Source organism: Marinobacterium mangrovicola (genome assembly GCF_004339595.1).
Lineage (GTDB): Bacteria > Pseudomonadota > Gammaproteobacteria > Pseudomonadales > Balneatricaceae > Marinobacterium_D > Marinobacterium_D mangrovicola.
In genome coordinates, this window is record NZ_SMFU01000007.1 from 1606401 (window position 1) to 1624512 (window position 18112).

11 protein-coding genes are annotated in these 18112 nt (G+C 56.2%); 5 read left to right on the forward strand and 6 right to left on the reverse strand.

All coding sequences use genetic code 11. The features are described 5' to 3' along the window. Positions 1-133: 133 nt before the first annotated feature. Genes hrpA through CLV83_RS08265 form a run of 5 tightly spaced genes read right to left on the reverse strand, consistent with a single transcriptional unit; the run spans position 134 to position 7860 of the window. Complete coding sequence (gene hrpA / locus CLV83_RS08245) at positions 134-4045, reverse strand: ATP-dependent RNA helicase HrpA (protein WP_132290055.1); 3912 nt, start codon at positions 4043-4045, stop codon at positions 134-136. Between the two features lie 39 nt (positions 4046-4084). Then, positions 4085-5725 carry an AMP-binding protein gene (locus CLV83_RS08250; RefSeq protein ID WP_132290058.1) on the reverse strand — a complete coding sequence of 547 codons (1641 nt, stop codon included), beginning with the start codon at positions 5723-5725 and terminating at the stop codon, positions 4085-4087. After that, positions 5722-6522 carry a class II glutamine amidotransferase gene (locus CLV83_RS08255; RefSeq protein ID WP_132290061.1) on the reverse strand — a complete coding sequence of 267 codons (801 nt, stop codon included), beginning with the start codon at positions 6520-6522 and terminating at the stop codon, positions 5722-5724. The genes CLV83_RS08250 and CLV83_RS08255 overlap by 4 nt, the downstream gene beginning before the upstream one ends. Before the next feature lie 25 nt (positions 6523-6547). Beyond that, positions 6548-7078 carry a bactofilin family protein gene (locus CLV83_RS08260; RefSeq protein WP_132290064.1) on the reverse strand — a complete coding sequence of 177 codons (531 nt, stop codon included), beginning with the start codon at positions 7076-7078 and terminating at the stop codon, positions 6548-6550. Next, entirely contained in the window at positions 7027-7860 is an 834-nt protein-coding gene (locus CLV83_RS08265; RefSeq protein WP_243642317.1) for a M23 family metallopeptidase, read from the reverse strand. Before CLV83_RS08265 ends, CLV83_RS08260 begins: the two co-directional genes overlap by 52 nt. Positions 7861-8166: 306 nt before the next feature. Here CLV83_RS08265 and CLV83_RS08270 point away from each other — a divergent pair, with 306 nt between their 5' ends. Beyond that, positions 8167-10602 carry an aldehyde dehydrogenase family protein gene (locus CLV83_RS08270; RefSeq protein ID WP_132290070.1) on the forward strand — a complete coding sequence of 812 codons (2436 nt, stop codon included), beginning with the start codon at positions 8167-8169 and terminating at the stop codon, positions 10600-10602. Here the strand turns inward: CLV83_RS08270 and ppnN are convergent. Then, positions 10589-11980 carry a nucleotide 5'-monophosphate nucleosidase PpnN gene (ppnN, locus tag CLV83_RS08275; RefSeq protein ID WP_132290073.1) on the reverse strand — a complete coding sequence of 464 codons (1392 nt, stop codon included), beginning with the start codon at positions 11978-11980 and terminating at the stop codon, positions 10589-10591. The genes CLV83_RS08270 and ppnN overlap by 14 nt on opposite strands. 197 nt (positions 11981-12177) lie before the next feature. Between ppnN and CLV83_RS08280 the strand changes: the two genes are divergently transcribed. The 4 genes from CLV83_RS08280 (at position 12178) to CLV83_RS08295 (ending at position 18112) form a co-directional block, all read left to right on the forward strand. Then, complete coding sequence (locus CLV83_RS08280; RefSeq protein ID WP_132290076.1) at positions 12178-13566, forward strand: PhoH family protein; 1389 nt, start codon at positions 12178-12180, stop codon at positions 13564-13566. Positions 13567-14026: 460 nt separating this feature from the next. After that, positions 14027-15529, forward strand: coding sequence for a malate dehydrogenase (quinone) (mqo, locus tag CLV83_RS08285; protein ID WP_132290079.1), 1503 nt, complete (start codon positions 14027-14029; stop codon positions 15527-15529). A gap of 108 nt (positions 15530-15637) precedes the next feature. Then, a complete protein-coding gene (gene yidD / locus CLV83_RS08290) occupies positions 15638-15898 on the forward strand; it encodes a membrane protein insertion efficiency factor YidD (protein ID WP_243642318.1) in 261 nt (86 codons plus the stop codon). 36 nt (positions 15899-15934) lie between these two features. After that, the gene (locus CLV83_RS08295; RefSeq protein WP_132290082.1) at positions 15935-18112 is read left to right on the forward strand and encodes a sodium:solute symporter family transporter; all 2178 of its coding nucleotides are present in this window, start codon (positions 15935-15937) and stop codon (positions 18110-18112) included.

The following is an 18112-nucleotide window of genomic DNA, read 5'->3' on the forward strand; positions in this document are numbered from 1 at the left end:
AAATACTTAAATACCGAAGCCACCTAAAAAGCAACTCCGGCACCTAAATTTTTGGCATTACACCACAGGCCCTGAATCGGTGCAACCCTTTGTTCTGCATGATTCATAGGGTTTTTTCCCCAGAAAACCAAGCCTATTTCGCCAGTTCTTTGAGCCTTTTTTCCAGCCTTTTTTCTGAAACGCTGAAACGGGTACCAAGCTGTTGTGCGAACAGGGACACACGATATTCCTCGATCCACCAACGAAACTCCAGTAGATCGGCACTCAGCTGATCACGGGCACGGGCCTCATCCAGCAGTTTTTCATAGCGCTGGCTCATCTGCTGCAACTGCTCAGACTGCACGATCTGCTGCCTCAGTTCCCGTTGATACTTTTCAAGCCTGATCTCGACGGCCTCCAGGTAACGGGGATACTGTGCCAGCCAGGTGTCCGGGGTATCGGACAGATAACCCGTATGCATCAAAGATGCGACCTGAGCTTTAATATCATTGAGGATTACAACAGCCCTGAGATCGATACGACCGTTCAACGCTTTATCGATACGATGTAGGCGTTGATGGCATTCCAGCGCGAAGGCACAAAGCGTATCGGCATTTTCCGCCAGATTTCCTTTCACCTGCTCACAAGCGGAATTAAAGACAGCCTCCGAGCGAATAACCTCCCCCTCTTCGAGCCCGCTAGCCCTCAAAGCCGCTTTTAAAAGCAATTGGTCTTCAAACTGTTTCTGGTTAAAACGCTTGCCGCTTTGTAACAGTATCTTATCTATCGACGGTAGCTTGCGGCGCACATATTTGGCCGTTTCGGGCATCGCCAGCAGAAACAGCCGCGCCTGGGCACGGATTGTCGAATGGCGGGCATCATCGGCTGAGCTGAATAATTTGAGACTGACACTCGAACCACTGTCCTCGAGCCCCGGATAAGCCTCAATCTTGATCCCGCCTGCCTGGCGGACTCGAACAGACTCTTCCAGCTTGCCGAAGCTCCACCGGGTCAGCCCCTCCTCGCCCCAGGTATTGTCGCTACCCGCCTGCATCGCCGCTTCCGCCTGATCGGCGAAACGCTGATTAAGCCTGTCCCAATCGCGACTCTCGCCTACCTTTTTGCCTTCCGCGTCGGCAAGACTGATATTGACCCTCTGGTGCCGTTCAAGGGAGGCCTGGCGCAACAGTTCAGGCGAGACTTTATGCCCGGTCATTCTGAGTAACTGGTGACTCAGCGCCTCGTAAAGATCGCCCTCACCAAATACCGCTGACTCACAAAATGCCTTTGCATAGTCAGGCACAGGCACAAAGTGCTTGCGCTCCTGTTTCGGCAGGCCTTTGAGTATTGAGGTGACTTTTTCCTCAAGCATGCCCGGCACAAGCCAATCCAGGCGTTTCAACGGTAGTAGCTTCAGCAGCGGGAGCGGGCAGTTCAGGGTGACGCCGTCGCGATCGGACGCAGGATCGAAGAGATACTCCAGAGACAGATCGACGCCTTCCACTTTTATGGCGTCTGGATAAGCATTGGCACTGACATGTTCAGCAGACCGCTGGAGGATATCCTCCTCTGTCATTTTCAATGCATCAGGCCGTTCCTTGGCGATCTTTTTGTACCACTTCTCAAAACTGGCACCGTTGACGATATGATCGCCACCGAGCTCCGCAAAACGCTCGGCATAAAACTGGTAGAGCGACTCTTCGTCGACCAGCAGGTCACGGCGGCGTGATTTCGACTCCAGGGTTTCCACACTATCGAGCAGTGCTCGATTTTGGTGGAAGAAATCGGCTCGGGTCTGAAACTCTCCCTCGACCAGCGCACTGCGCAGAAAGATTTCATGGGCTGCCAGCGGATCGATACGGCCATAATTGACCTTGCGCTTGGGAACGATGATCAAACCAAACAGGGTGACCTGCTCGGTAGCCACAACCTGTGCCCGTTTTTTCTCCCAATGGGGTTCAGACCAGCTGCGTTTAACCAGATGAGAAGCGGGCGCTTCGATCCATTCCGGTTCAATCTTCGCCACCTGGTGGGCGTAAAGCTTGCTGGTTTCGAGCAACTCTGCGGCGATCACCCATTTAGGGCTTTTCTTGAACAGTCCCGAACCCGGGAATATACGAAAGCGCCGATTTCGCGCGCCCAGGTATTCGCCCTTCTCCACCAGATTACCGATATGACTGAGCAACCCCGCCAGCAGTGAGCGATGAATAGGCGCATACTCGGCAGCTTCTGTATTTTCGCGCAGCTTCAGCTCTTTAATACTCAGATGCAGCTGACGATGCACATCACGCCACTCACGCATCCGCATGAACGAGATGAAATTCTTCTGGCACCAGTTGCGCAGCTGATTTTGACTTAGCGCCTCACGCTGCTCTTCATAGAGATTCCAGAGATTGAGCAACGTTATAAAGTCTGAGTGCTCATCGCTGTACTGCTTATGTTTCTCATCCGCCGCCTGGCGCTTATCGTGAGGCCTTTCTCTCGGATCCTGCACACTCAACGCACTGGCGATAATCATCACCTCTTTAAGGGCGTCGTACTGGCCCGCCTCGATCACCATCCGGGCAATACGTGGATCCACGGGCAGCCGCGCCAGCTTTCGGCCTATATCGGTAAGACGCCGCTTAGCATCAACGGCACCCAGTTCTTCGAGGAGTTTAAAACCGTCATTAACAAAGCGTGAGTCCGGCGGATCCACAAAGGGAAAATCGCTGATATCGCCCAGCTTTAGCTGCAGCATCTGCAGGATGACCGCCGCCAGGTTAGTGCGGCGTATTTCCGCATCGGTGAATTCCGGGCGGTTGTTGAAGTCGTCTTCAGAATAGAGACGAATACAGGTACCCGGCGCCACACGACCACAACGACCCGCACGCTGGTTGGCACTGGCCTGGGAGATCGCTTCCACCGGCAGGCGCTGCACTTTGGAGCGATAACTGTAGCGCGAGATTCGCGCCACTCCCGGATCGATCACGTAACGGATACCCGGCACGGTCAGGGAGGTTTCCGCTACGTTAGTGGAGAGCACGATCCGCCGCCCCGCCGAGCGCGCTCCATGAAAGACCCGGTTTTGCTCTTTCAGTGACAACCGGGCGTACAGGGGTATCACCTCGGTATCGCGCAACTGGGCCTTGCGCAGCAGGTCTGCGGTTTCACGGATTTCACGTTCACCGGGGAGAAAAACAAGGATATCGCCCGGGCCCGCTTCCTTTTTCTGGCGGTCGATCTGGGTCAGCTCATCGACGGCAGCGAGAATTCCCTGCTGCAGATCCAGCGCTTTTTCATCCTCGCCCTCCATCTCATGCAGCGGACGATAGAGAGTATCCACCGGATAGGTACGCCCGGAGACTTCTATGACCGGCGCGTTATCGAAATGTTTGGAGAAACGTTCCAGATCGATGGTGGCCGAGGTAATGATCACCTTGAGCGTGGGTCGCCTTGGCAAAATCCGTTTAATGTAGCCAAGCAGAAAATCGATATTGAGGCTGCGCTCATGCGCCTCATCGATAATCAGCACCTCGTACTGCTCGAGATAACGATCGTGTTGAGTCTCCGCCAGCAGAATACCGTCGGTCATCAATTTGACCTGGGTGGACTCAGAGACCTGATCGTGAAAACGCACCTGGAAACCGACCCTTTCACCCAGCTGCGTATTCATCTCTTCCGCGATACGAGCCGCCACGTTGCGCGCAGCCAGTCGACGCGGCTGGGTATGACCGATCATCCCTTCGCAACCCAAACCAAGTTCCAGGCAGATTTTCGGGATCTGGGTGGTTTTGCCTGAACCCGTTTCACCGGCGATAACCACAACCTGATTATCGCGGATCACCTCCAGCAGCTCTTCGCGGCGCGCCGATACCGGCAGATCAGGATAATTAATCTGCGTGGAGAGTGAGCGTTTAAACGCCACCGCGGCTCGCGAAGCCTCCACCGCCTCCGCCAGGTTATTAAGCTGCTCTGCGACGTTCTCTTTGCGCGCCAGCTCGTCAAGCCGACGACGCAGGCGAAAACGATCGGCAATTCGGCATTGAGTAATCAGAGTACGGAGTTCAGCGATAGCGGATGTCAAAACGCGTCGACCTTAGAGTAGAGTAACAAAGGCGGGATTCTAGCCCAGCCGCCCCGCCTGTTGCGAGTCAGGCCGCTGATCCAGCCCCAGCTCATGGATGGCCTCTTCACGCAGGGTACGTCGCATGACCTTGCCGATAGAGTTTCGTGGCAGGTCATGGCGAAACTCGACACTGCGCGGCACCTTGTAGGAGGTCAGCCGTTCACGACAGTATTCTCGCACGCCACGGGTGGTCAGTCGGGGGTTATTGGAAACAACGTAGAGTTTGATAAATTCGCCCTTCTCCTCATCCGGCAGCCCGATCACTGCGCACTCAAGAATATCGGGATGGGCGCTGATCAGATTTTCCAGCTCACTGGGATAGACCTTGAAGCCGGATACATTGATCATCTCCTTGCGCCGATCGATGATATGGATCTCACCAACATCGTCGATCTGACCTATATCACCGGTGGCCAGCCAGCCATCCGCGTGACGCTGTTCGTCAGCATTATCCGATCCCCAATACCCCTGCATCAGCTGCGGGCCGCGTACCTGAATCTCGCCACTTTCACCGCTGGGCAAGGCCGCCCCTTGATCATCGACAACACGCACATCGGTACCGGCCAGGGGAGCACCGGCACTGCCTATCCTCTCCATTCCCGGACGCGCCACACTCACCACTGGCGAACACTCGGTCAGACCATAACCTTCGGTAACCGCACACCCCGTCACCTCCTGCCAGCGCCGGGCGGCGGATTCGGTCAATGCCATACCGCCAGAAATGGTCAACTTTAAAGAACTGAAGTCGAGCTGGCTAAACTCCGGCTTCTGGCACAACGCAATAAAGAGAGGATTGATCCCGGCAAAACAGCTCGGTTTAACCCGTTCAAACGCCTTAGCCAGCCCCTTGGCATCATGCGGATCCGGAATTAGCTCAACGTAATTGCCCTGGGAGAACATCAGCATCACCAGGACAAAGGAGTAAATATGGTACATCGGCAGCGGCTGTAACAGCGTCAACCCGGCACCAGAATCTACCTCCTGAAGCCGCTGCCTGAGCTGTTCGATATTGGCTAATAACGAGGCGTGGGTCAGCATCGCGCCCTTGGCCGGCCCTGTCGTGCCGCCGGTGTATTGCAGCAGCGCGAGCTCCGCTGCGTCGGGCGGAACCCAGTGACGTCCGGTCTCAGGCTTCAACACTTCCGTCAACGGTGTTCCGCCGCGCATTCGACGCCCTCCTCGGCGACGGTAATGCGCACAGGCATTCAGGCCCCAGCGGCGCCAACCGGTATGCAGGTCGCCGATCTGCGTCGTCAGTACGTATTCGATTACAGTCTCGTCGAGCACTCGCGAGGCGGGCCCGGAGAGCGGCTCATATACCAGCAGTGCTCTGGCGCCACTATCCTGAAGCTGGCGCTTCAGTTCCTCTTCGCCATAGAGGGGGTTGGTATTAACCACGACCAAACCAGCACGCAAGGCTCCGAACAGCGCTACGGGATACTGAATACAGTTGGGAAGTTGAATCGCCAGGCGGTCGCCCGGCCTCAGGTCGGTACAGTGCTGCAACCAGGCAGCAAAGCGGCGTGATAGCACATCGACTTCGGTGTACGTGAGACTCTTCCCAAGATGACCAAAGGCGGGACGATCTCCCTGACGCTTGGCCAGCTCGCTGACCAGACCATCCAGGGTCTGACTCATTTTTGAGCCTGCTCAGCGCATCTCCGCCACTCCACCTCACCGTCCATGAAGACTATCATTTCACCGGTATTCAGCGACTCCCAACACTCATTATCGGTGAGCGGCTCCGTGGCGATCACGGTAACCACATCATTGGGTGTGGTTTCAGCGCCAAAATCCACCGTCATATCACTATCTTTGAGCCTTGCCTCACCAAAGGGGGCTCGCCGGGTGATCCAGGACAGCTTGGTCGTGCAGTAGCAAAACAGGTGCGACGATTCGCTGAGCAGCATGTTGTATACACCGAGCCCACGCAGCTTTTCACAGCACTGATGAATCAGCGCGGCAAGCTCGGTCTCATCGCCTGGGGGGCCGTCGGGAAACTCATGGCGAATCTGATCAAGAATCCAGCAAAAGGCGTATTCACTGTCGGTAGTACCCACCGGATGGTAATAACTGAGCGGCCAGTCAAAAATCTCTTTTTCCAGCTGGCCGTTATGGGCATAACACCAGACCCTCCCCCAGAGCTCACGACTGAAGGGATGGGTATTGGCAAGACTGACAGCACCTACGTTCGCCTGGCGAATATGACTGATCACCACCCGGCTTTTAATAGGGTAGGAGACCAGCAGCTCAGCGATACGTGAGTCAGCACTGGGCAGGGGATCATGAAAGGCTCTCAGCCCATGGCCTTCGTAAAAAGCGATTCCCCAACCATCGCTGTGAGGGCCGATGCCGCCGCCCCGGGGTACGAGACCGGCAAAACTGAAACAGATATCGGTGGGTACATTGGCGCTCATGCCAAGCAGTTCACACATGTTCCGCTTGTCTCCTGATCTTCTTCTATTTGCGGGACAGAGTAATACGATCCGGCAGCGAGTCGATCAGATTGTCGTCCGGGTCGAAGTAGTCACCCGACTCAACCTCAGACTCAAACTCCATATCAACGCCGCGGTCGACCTCGGTCTCTACATAGGTCGACTCCAACTTACGGGCCTGGGATTCCCAGGTCAGACGGTTCTCGCCAGGGAGTCGCCGCTCACCGATGAAGGTGGCATCTGGATCTATCGACAGGGTAGTACAGAACACGTTTGCACAGACATGGCCACCACGTTCTATATGCAGAGAGTCGCAGATCAGCTCACCTTCGAGTACACCGCTGACATTGACGGCATGAGCGCGGATACGGCCGCAGATACGCCCCGCCTTACCGATGGAAATATCATCGCTGGAATCGATACTGCCCTCGAACTCGCCATCCACATGCATCTTGCCGGAGATACTCGTTTCTCCATGAAAGCGGTTACCCTGGGCGATGATGGTTACTGCGGAGCGGTTTGATTTAGCGGATACATTGCGCTTAATGATTCCCACGGAACATCCTCAACTTCTGTAAATATCGACTCAAAGTTGCTAAGACCCCACTTCATGAACGGCTCGGGATCTATCGCCGTGTAGAGATAACGCACCTCGTAATGCAGGTGCGGACCGGTGGAACGTCCGCTGTTTCCGCTCAGACCGATTTTCTGGCCCTTGTGTACGAAAGCCTTGGGTTTAACCAACACCTTATCAAGATGTGCGTAGTAGGTTTTAAAACCCAGGTTATGAGTCAGGCGCACCATGTAGCCGTAACCGCTACTTTTGGTAAACCCGGCAAATTCGACAACGCCATCCGCCGTTGCGTAAACCGGTGTCCCGGTCTGAGCCTTGAAATCGATACCGCTGTGCATCACCCGTTTCTTCAGAACCGGGTGGTAGCGCATACCGAATTCATCGTTGATTCTTTCACTCTGAATCGGCACGCCATTGGGCACGCCGTAAAGCATGAACAAACGCTCCTTGGCAGCCGCCTTGGCCACCTCGGCGCGTTCCGCTGGCGACACTTCAGGCTCGCTGTCCAGAATCCCTAGCATTGACTCGAGATTGCCCAGTTCGGTTCCCATCACCTGGTTACGGGCGGCAAGCTGATCGCGCTCAGTGGACAGTTGCGACAGGGCGTCACCCAGCGAATCCAGTTCACTGCGATAGAGCTGCTGGGTTCCCAGCATCAGGTCGTACTGATCCGCCAGCTGCTGGTGGCTGTCCTCGAGATCAAGCAGATCGTCGGTGGTCTTTACCAACAGCAGGTTGGAAACAAAAAAACTCAGCGCAGCCATGAGCAGAAAACCTGCCACCAGATACTTCGCTAACTGATTAAGCGTATACTGCCGTGATCCATGCACGGTCGTCAGCGTAACTACTAACTTTCGCCGCAAAACGTACACCCGCGAGTAGAGAGAAAATCGCGCTAATATAACGCCTTGCTGTCGCGATGTCATAATAGCGTCACTACATGTACGATTTTTGGATCGCTTTCGCAAAGCAACACCGACTTTTCGCAGGGAACGCGGGCGGACATCAAGGCTCTAACCCACAGGTTACTGGACGGGTTTAACAGGCCCTGCTTATTACAGGGAAAGACAATGCTACCACTGCCACTTTACTTCTCTGACGAGTTCCGCCTGATGAGCGTGAACCAACTGCTGCAGGGCGTGTATCGGTCAGCACTGATCGATGAAGCCCGGCTGAGCGGAGAACTGAAATCTCTGGGGCTAACACTGACTGGCGACAGCTCTAACTCTGCAGACGCCAGACAACCCCCTCCCCTGTTTGTTATGCCGTTCGCCTCAGCCCGAGTACACACCTGGGATCAGGCCAACCATCAGTTCAATCTTTATCTGCGCCAGATAGAGCAGATCGGATCCCGACAACCCGACACCGCGGTAAGACAGCTTCAGATCAACCCGCTCAACCTTTATCCAAACTGCTCACTGAGCCCCGACCAGCGCACTCGCGACAGCCTGGTCAAAAAACTCCTGGCGCTATTGCAGCTGGCTGCAGCGGAAAATATCAGCCTGCTTCTGCAGCAACCCACAGAGCAGCAGCTTGAATGCTGGCTGGCCCTGCTTAGCGATCTGATCCAAAACCCCGCCGCTCAGGGCAGTATCGGCATGGGACTGAGCGCCACGTCAAAGCGCCTGCTACCCACCCTTGGCTACCTGGAGAGCATCGGCAACCAGTTTCAGCGCAGGATCGAAGTACAGATTCTCGACCAGCCGTTTAATAACGACCAGCGCAGTTACGCCCGCCACGAAACGCCGATGCTGACCCTCGCCAGCGCGGTCCGACTCAACCTGGCCGCAGCCTGCGCCTTTCTCGAAAGCGCAAACAACCAACACCTGCGCCCCGAGCTGGTCATCAGCGATCGCCGACTGCAGCCGGTGATAAGCCTCATCTGCCAGGATAAAGGCTGGCCCTGCAGCCTCTGCGATCCACCACCGCTGCCGAAGCCAAAATCAGATCTCGGTTTCGGTGACCGCCCCTGTTCACTGCGCGGCATACAGATTATCGAACAGCGCCTTAAACAGACGACCGAAGCCCTGGCCCAGCAACAACCCAAGGCAGTCCCAGTGATTGGTGGCGAATCGCCGACAGGCCAGGCGGAACGGGTGCGCTTCCTCCCCTCCGACATTCATACTCCGGTGGGTAGCCAGATAGAGATTCGTGAAACGGATGCCAAACAGGCCTTCAAGGTCTGCAGCGAAAGCCAGGCCCTCGATGGTCAACTTTCCAGCTACGCGCGACGCACCCTGCTGGAAGCCTTTGCCGCCAGGGTACTCCAGCAGCAGTTTGAACTGGCCAGCCTTTGCGCTCGCGAGACAGGCAAGCCAATAAACGATTGTCTTTACGAAATCGAGGATGCAATCGTACTGCTGGATCAGCACCTGCAACTCGCCAGCAGCCTGCTTTCCCCCCAGGAGGTCCATGCAAGCGGCGATATCGTTTGTGAGCTGGCCCCCCTGCCACTCGGCACGCTGCTGGGCTTTACTCCCTGGAGCCAGCCAATACTTCAGTTTGTTGCTATGACCAGCGCCGCCCTGCTCTCGGGCAACAGTCTGCTGATCAAACCAGCCGCCCAGGCATCGCTCACGGCTCACTGGCTTTTCCACCAGATGCTAGCCTGCGGCGTCCCCCCAGAATATTTCGCACTTCTGCCCGGCTCGCTGGATGAAGTGGGTTCTTATTTGCTGGAAGATTACCGCCTGGATGGGGTCCTGTTCTGCGGCAGTGCCCTGGCAGCTGCGGAGATTCAGCACCAGCTCACCAAACGTGCAGGCGCACCGCTGATTCCGGTAATCAGCGATACCGGCGGCCGCCATGCAGCCATTATCGATAGCGACCAGTCGGTCAATGATCTATTGCCAAGACTGCTGCGCGGTGCGTTCTCCCATGCGGGACAGCATCACGGCTCGCTGCGAATTCTCTACGTCGAATCGAGTCTGGCCGATGAGCTGACAAAGACCCTGAGCCAGGCGATCAATCAGCTGCGCATAGGCTCGCCGGAAAGCCGCGAAACCGATATCGGCCCGCTGGTTAACCGCAAACAGATGGATAGTGCGTACCTGCATATTGAACGTTTTCAGGCGGCCGACCGTTTGCTGGCGCAGGCCGAACTGGGTAGCGAACATGATGAAGGCTATTTTGTGCCCCCAACCCTGCTAAGGCTCTATACGCTGGATGAGCTTCAGGAACAGATAGAAGCACCCATTCTTCATCTGGTCCGGTTTGATCGGGAGGAACTGAATTCGAAACTGGATGAGATCAACCGTTCCGGCACAGGGATGGCGCTTTCGCTGTTCTCAAACGACAGCACACTGATTGAGCAGGTTAAACGTTACAGCCGCGCCAGCGAGTTGAATATCAACCCGCCGACACTCTGCCCCAATAGCATGGAATGCCCAGGTTCAGGGCTGGGATTGTCAGGTACAGCCGCCCGACCCGGCACCGCCGATTACCTTCGCGCACTGGTGCGTTATCAGCGGCTGTCCGAGCCAGGTGAGGCGATCAACCTGAGCTGACCTTGCTGGCTGCCGCTATGCGGAAACAGGGCTGATAATCCTCGAAGTCGATCTTCATACGGCGCTGCTCGATAAACGCGGTCAGCAGCTGATCGAGCGAGGCCATCAACGCCGGCTCGCCATGCAGCTCAAACGGCCCGAACTCTTCAATGGCGCGGATACCCGGTTCCTTAACATTACCAGCGACGATGCCGGACAGGGCGCAGCGCAGCTGGCTCGCCAGTTCGTAATCAGGCTGGTTACGTGACAGATTCAGTGATGCCATGTTGGCGTGGGTTGGCTCAAAGGTCTGTTGCAGATCCAACGGGATATGCAGCTGCCAGTTGTAGTGGAAAGACTCTCCCACCTTACGGCGATGAGCGGTCACCTCAAGCAAGGCTTCTTTCGCCCGGGAAGCCACACCGTGAGGATCGTCGATAATAATTTCGTATTTACTCCGCGCCCGCTCGCCCAAAGTTTCAGCGATAAAGCGATCCACGGTATCGAAGTACTCCTCACTGCCAGCCGGCCCGGTAAAGATCAACGGGAACGGAATGGCGTCATTCTCTTCACGCAGCAGAATACTGAGCATGTAGAGAATCTCTTCTGCCGTGCCTGCACCACCGGGGAAAACGATAATGCCGTGTCCAAGCCGCACAAAGGCCTCAAGCCGCTTTTCGATGTCTGGCATGATCACCAGCTCATTGACGATCGGGTTGGGGGACTCCGCCGCGATAATACCGGGTTCGGTGATACCGATATAACGAGGATCCGCCTTGCGCTGCTTGGCATGGGCAATAGCGGCCCCCTTCATGGGCCCTTTCATCGCGCCCGGACCACAGCCGGTACAGATCTGCAGCCGACGCAGACCGAGCTCATAGCCCACCTTTTTGGTGTACTCATATTCGGGTCGACTGATCGAATGACCGCCCCAACACACCATCACATTAGGTTTCACATGGGGCCTAAACGCATTGGCGTGCCGCAGCGTGTGGAATACGAGATTGGTCGCAACGGTGGACGGCGCCAGATCGTCACAACAGTCTTTGAATTCGTCCTGGACGTAAAGAAGATCGCGAACAACGGCAAACAGATGCTCGCGTATACCCTGAATCAACTCACCATCAACAAAGGCGGACGCGGGCGCGTTGATCAGATCTAGCTGAACCCCCCGATGTTTCTGGCTGATCTGAATATCGAACTTACGATAGCGCTCCAGCACCATACGGGTGCTGTCCATTTCGCTGCCGCAGTTGAGCACCGCGAGTGCACATTGACGCAGCAGCCGGTAGAGGCCGCCCTGAGATTTATCCTGAAGTTTCGCCACCTCGTAAGGGGAAAGCATATCGAGACTTTCCAGCGGGGTGACGCTGGCATTTACAAAAGCTTCGGTCATCATAATCGACCTCCCTGCGCGGATGAAATCGCCTGCGGGATTGCCGCAAGCGACAGGATCAATATGAACCCTTTGCTGCCCTTTGGCTACTAGCACGATAAAAAACAGCCACTTGGGAGTCTTTGTAACAGACAACGATTGTAAACGCCGATCCGTTGAATTAGTTTTGAGAACAGATCCCTCCGCAGAAGGAAGCGCCGATGACTGCGTCCAAGCTGTATATCCTCGACACCAACGTTCTCCTGCACGACCCCAAGTGTCTCTACGAATTCAAGGAACAGGACATCACCATCCCGATGACAGTTCTGGAAGAACTGGACGACATCAAGGATCGCAAGAAAAACGTGGCCGCCGAAGCCCGCCACGCCATACGCGCCATAGACGACATCATCAGCACGGCTAAGGATGCCGGCCAGATCACCAAAGGGGTTCAGATCAAGCTGGAAGGAAAAGACCGGGTCATCAAACTCGGCCGCCTCTCCATCTTCCCGGACCACGAACTAACAACCCGACAGGGTTTTCTTCCGGACGAACGCAACAAAGACAACAAGATCATTAACTGTGCCCTGCATCTACAGGCCACCTTCCCGCATCGACAGGTCATTCTTGTCACCAAAGATATCAATATGCGCCTCAAGGCCCTGGGCGCAGGACTGCAAAGAGTCGAAGACTACCGCACCGATCAGCTGGTTTCCGATATCGATCTGCTGCCGGCGGGCCACCAGCACCTTGAAAAGCCATTTTGGGAAGGTGTCGAGCAGGTCGACAGCTTTCAGGAAAACGGCCACACCTTCCACAGAGTGGACCGCAGCGTACTGCCCGACACCTATCCGAACGAATATATCTACGATGACAGCAAGGACTTTGCTGCGCGCACCGTAGAAGTCACAGACGAGAAGGTCACCCTGCAGGACCTGGGCTATGAGCGCCTGATGCAGCAGAGCTGCTGGGGTATTCAGCCGATCAATATACAGCAGGCGTTTGCCATGAACGCACTGCTGGATCCCGATGTGGACCTGAGCATTCTGCTCGGCGCCGCAGGCTCGGGCAAAACACTGGTAGCGCTGGCCTGTGCGCTGGAAATGGTGATTGAGGATCGGCGTTACAACAAGATCATCGTTACCCGCTCGACCCCGCCGGTCGCCGAAGATATCGGCTTCCTGCCCGGCACCGAAGAGGAGAAGATGACGCCCTGGCTCAGCTCGATCAACGATAACCTGGAAGCGATGCACGAGCATGATGAGCGCCCACAGAGCAGCGTGAAATACGCTATCGAGAAGGCAAACATCCAGTTCAAGTCCTTGAACTTCATTCGCGGACGCAGCATCCAGAACGCCATCGTTCTGATCGATGAATCCCAGAACCTGACGCCCCAGCAGCTGAAAACCATCCTCACCCGCTGCGGCAAGAACACCAAGATGGTCTGCCTGGGTAACCTGGCGCAGATCGACTCCAACTACCTGACGGCACTGACTTCAGGTCTGACCTATATCGTGGAACGCTTCCGCGACTTCAATGGTTCGGCCAGCATCCACTTCGAAGGCATCTTCCGCTCTCGCCTGGCGGAATACGCCGAAGAACAGCTCTAGACCCTCACACACTGAGCCGAAACGTCGTCCCGCGGCGTTTCGGCCTTACAAAATAGACTAACAGACGAAAGTCTTAATCCCGTCAAACCCCGCGCCGTACGCGACCTGCAGACAAGAAACACTGAGTTTCATGGGGTTACCGCATGTTTCACAGGTTTTTTTTGCCATACGAATCCCTATAATGCAGCGCAACAACCGTGAAACTAAAACTATAAGCCTCATACGCCGTATCCGACGCACATAGACAGGCCACAGGATACCGCAGTAGGTAACTTGCTCCAGGGTCCCAAAATAACGGCGACCCACCCTGACTGATCCGCAGGCTAACGCCCAGCCCAACCCGGGCGATCAGATCCGGGGGACGACACCTGATCTTCGAACTCTTGTTCGAGCACGGAGCCAAAAGCCCTTTTCAGGTGCGTAACGAATCCCATTGTTTATTATCAATTGGCGTATTCCTATGACTACAAAATCTGTCGACGTACTGCTTGTCGGTGCAGGTGCCATGAGTACCACCCTCGGGATGTTGCTCAAACAGCTCGATCCCAGCATTAAAATCTGCATGGTCGAACGACTCGACTACGTGGCCCACGAAAGCTCAGACGGCTGGAACAACGCCGGCACAGGACACGCCGCCTACTGCGAGCTGAACTACACGCCGAAAAAAGCCGATGGCAGCATCGATACCACCAAGGCGTTCAAGATCAACTCCGAGTTCGAAACCAGCCTGCAGTTCTGGTCACACCTGGTTGAACAGAGCGTCCTGCCCTCCCCCAAACAGTTCATCAACCCGACACCGCACATCAGCTTTGTCTGGGGTGAAGAGAACGTCGAATTCCTGCGCCAGCGACATGCCACCCTGTCGGCCACTGCCGCGTTCTGCGACATGGAATTCAGCGAAGATCCTGAAGTACTGCGCGAATGGATGCCGCTGGTGATGCAGAACCGTGACCCGGCAGACAAGGTCGCCGCAACCCGTGTTCGTTACGGCACCGACGTTAACTTCGGTGAGCTGGCCCGCTCCATGGCCAAACATCTTGGCACCCAGGCCGATTTCGACCTGCTGCTAAGCCGCATCGTCCACGACCTGGACAAGCAAACCGATGGCAGCTGGAACGTGACCGTCAAGAACACCGAAACCGGTGCCAAAGAGGTGATCAACAGCCAGTTCGTCTTCCTCGGCGCAGGTGGTGGCGCTCTGCCACTGCTGCAAAAATCCGGCATCAAGGAAGGCAAGGGCTACGGCGGCTTCCCGGTCAGCGGCCAGTGGCTGGTCTGCAAGAAACCGGAGATCGTAGAGAAGCACCTCGCCAAGGTATATGGCAAGGCTCCGATCGGCGCACCGCCGATGTCGGTCCCCCACCTGGATACCCGTATCATCGATGGTCAGCGCGCACTGCTGTTCGGACCATTTGCAGGCTTCACCACCAAGTTCCTGAAGCAGGGCTCCCTGCTTGACCTGCCCAAAAGCATCCGCACCGGTAACATCAAGCCGATGCTCTCGGTGGCGATGAAAAACATGGACCTGACCCGCTACCTGATCAGCGAAGTGATGCAGTCACACGGCGCTCGCGTCGAAGCACTGCGCAACTTTTTCCCGGATGCCCGCGACGAAGACTGGACCCTGGCCCACGCCGGCCAGCGTGTGCAGATCATCAAGAAAGATGAAAAGCTCGGCGGCAAACTGGAGTTCGGTACCGAGGTCATCACCGCAGAAGACGGCTCTATGGCCGCCCTGCTCGGCGCATCGCCCGGTGCATCAACCGCAGTCCCCACCATGATCAGCATTGTCGAGCGCTGCTATATACAGCACCGCGGCAAAAGCGATTGGAAAGCGCGTATCAAGAGCATGATCCCCTCCTACGGAGAGTCACTCAACGATAACCCCGAACTGCTGCGCAGCGTTCGTGAGCGCACCCTGGGCACTCTCGAGCTGCTCGATCGCGAAACGGTCACTGCCTGATACACGCTCCTGACCGCACCGCTCCAGCCTTCCGCCGCTCCTCACTGGCGGCGGAAGGCTTCCAGCGTTATGCTTTGCCGCAACGCTTAAAAGAGACCGGATAACACCGTGGTCAGAAATCTCATCATACGCCTGCTGACACTGCTGATTCGCGGCTACCAATACCTGATCAGCCCGTTTCTCGGCAGCAACTGCCGCTTTTACCCAACCTGTTCCAGTTATGCCATCGAAGCGATTCGAAGCCATGGCCCGCTCTACGGCAGCTGGCTGGCACTGAAACGCATCCTGCGCTGTCACCCGCTTTCTGAAGGCGGTATCGACCCGGTTCCGCCCCGCCAGAGCTGTTGCAAACACCCGGAGCACCATTGATACTGCCCTGAAGGTCAGTAACCGGGAGCTCTACCGATGTTCTCACCGATTAGCGTTCTGCTGGCGGTACTCAGCTACATGGCACTGATCTTCGCCCTCGCACAGTGGGTGGAGCATCGCATTTCCGTCGGCCGCAGCCGCTTCAACTCCCCCTGGGTATATGCACTTTCCCAGGCCGTATTTTTCACCTCCTGGACCTTTTTTGGCAGCGTCGGCTTCGCCGTCGAATACGGGCTTCAATTTTTCGGCATCTACATCGGCGCCATGCTCGGCATGGCCCTCTCCGGCTTTACCTTTATGCGCATGGTGCGAGCCAAAGAGGCGTTTCGCATCACCAGCATCGCCGACTTTCTATCAATTCGTTACCGCCATTCGCAAAAAATCGCTTCACTGGTCACACTGATAGCGCTCATCGGCCTAATCCCCTACATCGCCCTGCAACTGAAAGCAATTATCGACAGCCTCAGCGTCATCACCAGCAACGCCCAGAGAGAAACCGACTGGAACCTGGCCGGCACGCTGGTCACCGGACTGATGGTCATTTTCACCATTGTATTCGGTGTGCGTCGCCTGGACCCTACCGAAAGACACCAGGGCATCGTCGCCGCGCTCGTCGCTGAATGCATCGTCAAACTGCTGGCCTTCATCGCCATCGGCCTGTTCGTCGCTTACATCCTGTTCGACGGACCCACCGATATCGCTTACCAACTGCGGGAGCAGAACCTGGATCACCTGCTCAGCCTGACACACAGCCCCAACCCCGGCATCAGCTGGTTCACACTGATACTGCTCGGCTTTGCCGCCATCCACTGCCTGCCACGCCAGTTCCACGTCGCCGTAGTAGAAAACAGCAGCAAACACCACCTGCGCATATTGCCCTGGAGCTTCCCGCTGTATACGGTGCTGATCAGCATGTTCGTAGTCCCGATAGCCGCTGCGGGCCTGCTCCTCGGATTGCCGGGCGACAGCGGCGACCAGTTCATGCTGCTGCTTCCACAGCTGGCAGACAGCCCGACATTTACGCTGATCGCCTTCCTCGGCGGCTATGCTGCAGCCACAGGTATGATTCTGATCACCACCATGGCCTTGGCCACCATGGCTTCGAATCATCTGGTGCTGCCACTTTGCGAGAAGATAAGGACGCTCAGCTCCCTGCGAAGCTATCTGCTGCAGATTCGCTGGGTACTTGTACTCGCGATTCTTTCTCTTGCCTACGCTACCGCGCGGGCACTGAGCGATTCCTACATTCTGGTTTCCATCGGCCTGATCTCTTTCGCCGCCGTGCTGCAGTTTGTACCGGCCATGCTACTGGGCATGTTCTGGCGCCGCGGCAGCAGCCTGGGCGCGTTCTGGGGTCTGATGACCGGCTTTGCCGTGTGGTTCTACACCCTGCTGGTGCCCGCTTTTATCGAAGAGGGGTGGATCAGCAACCAATTAATGCTGCACGGCCCCTTTGGCATCCAGGACCTTCGTCCCGAGCAGCTGCTTGGCCTGGGTGACCTTAGTCCACTCAGCCATAGCGTTTTTTGGTCACTGGGGCTCAATCTGGTGGTATATATCCTGCTAAGCCTCGCACTGAAAGCCAGCAAAAAGGAGCGCCGCCTAGCCCGCGAACTGTTCAATTGCATGCGCGGTAACCCGCTGTTGAACCGCGCGCGCCCCACCGGTCTGGATCCCTATATCAGCTTCGGCCCGAAACTTGAGGAAGCGCGCCAAATCCTCAATCGCTATCTGCCGGACGGCAAGGTCGAAAGCAGCCTCAGCCAGCTAACCGACGACCTTCAGGTGAGCGGAAAACATCAGATCACCGTGATCGAACTGATGGAGTTTCACCGCATGCTGGAACATTTTCTGTCGGGTTCTATTGGTGCGGCGGCAGCCCATGGAGCGATCAGCGACGAGATCCACTACACCGACCGGGAGTCCACCGATCTCAAAGCGCTCTACAGCCATCTGGTCAGCGAGATACGCCCGACAATGGCCCCCGATCAGGAGAACGACAGCGACGGCTATAGCCTGCTCGTTGAGCTCCAGCAACAGGTCGAGGCGTTACAGCGACAAAAAGATCAGCAGCAGGAAAAGTTTGACCAGATGGAGAAACGACTGGAGACCCAGTATGAAAAGAACTTCAACCTGAGAATCAGTGAACAGCGCCTGAAACAGGAGAACGAGGTGCTTAGAGAGCAATTACGGAAAATGGAAACGGATAGCTGA

What these genes read in the sequence shown, in the direction of transcription:
- CLV83_RS08270 (WP_132290070.1), top strand. Translation starts at nt 8,167, where the DNA reads ATGCTACCACTGCCACTTTACTTCTCTGACGAGTTCCGCCTGATGAGC.
- CLV83_RS08250 (WP_132290058.1), bottom strand. Translation starts at nt 5,725, where the DNA reads ATGAGTCAGACCCTGGATGGTCTGGTCAGCGAGCTGGCCAAGCGTCAG.
- mqo (WP_132290079.1), top strand. Translation starts at nt 14,027, where the DNA reads ATGACTACAAAATCTGTCGACGTACTGCTTGTCGGTGCAGGTGCCATG.
- CLV83_RS08265 (WP_243642317.1), bottom strand. Translation starts at nt 7,860, where the DNA reads ATGGCTGCGCTGAGTTTTTTTGTTTCCAACCTGCTGTTGGTAAAGACC.
- CLV83_RS08255 (WP_132290061.1), bottom strand. Translation starts at nt 6,522, where the DNA reads ATGTGTGAACTGCTTGGCATGAGCGCCAATGTACCCACCGATATCTGT.
- CLV83_RS08295 (WP_132290082.1), top strand. Translation starts at nt 15,935, where the DNA reads ATGTTCTCACCGATTAGCGTTCTGCTGGCGGTACTCAGCTACATGGCA.
- ppnN (WP_132290073.1), bottom strand. Translation starts at nt 11,980, where the DNA reads ATGATGACCGAAGCTTTTGTAAATGCCAGCGTCACCCCGCTGGAAAGT.
- CLV83_RS08280 (WP_132290076.1), top strand. Translation starts at nt 12,178, where the DNA reads ATGACTGCGTCCAAGCTGTATATCCTCGACACCAACGTTCTCCTGCAC.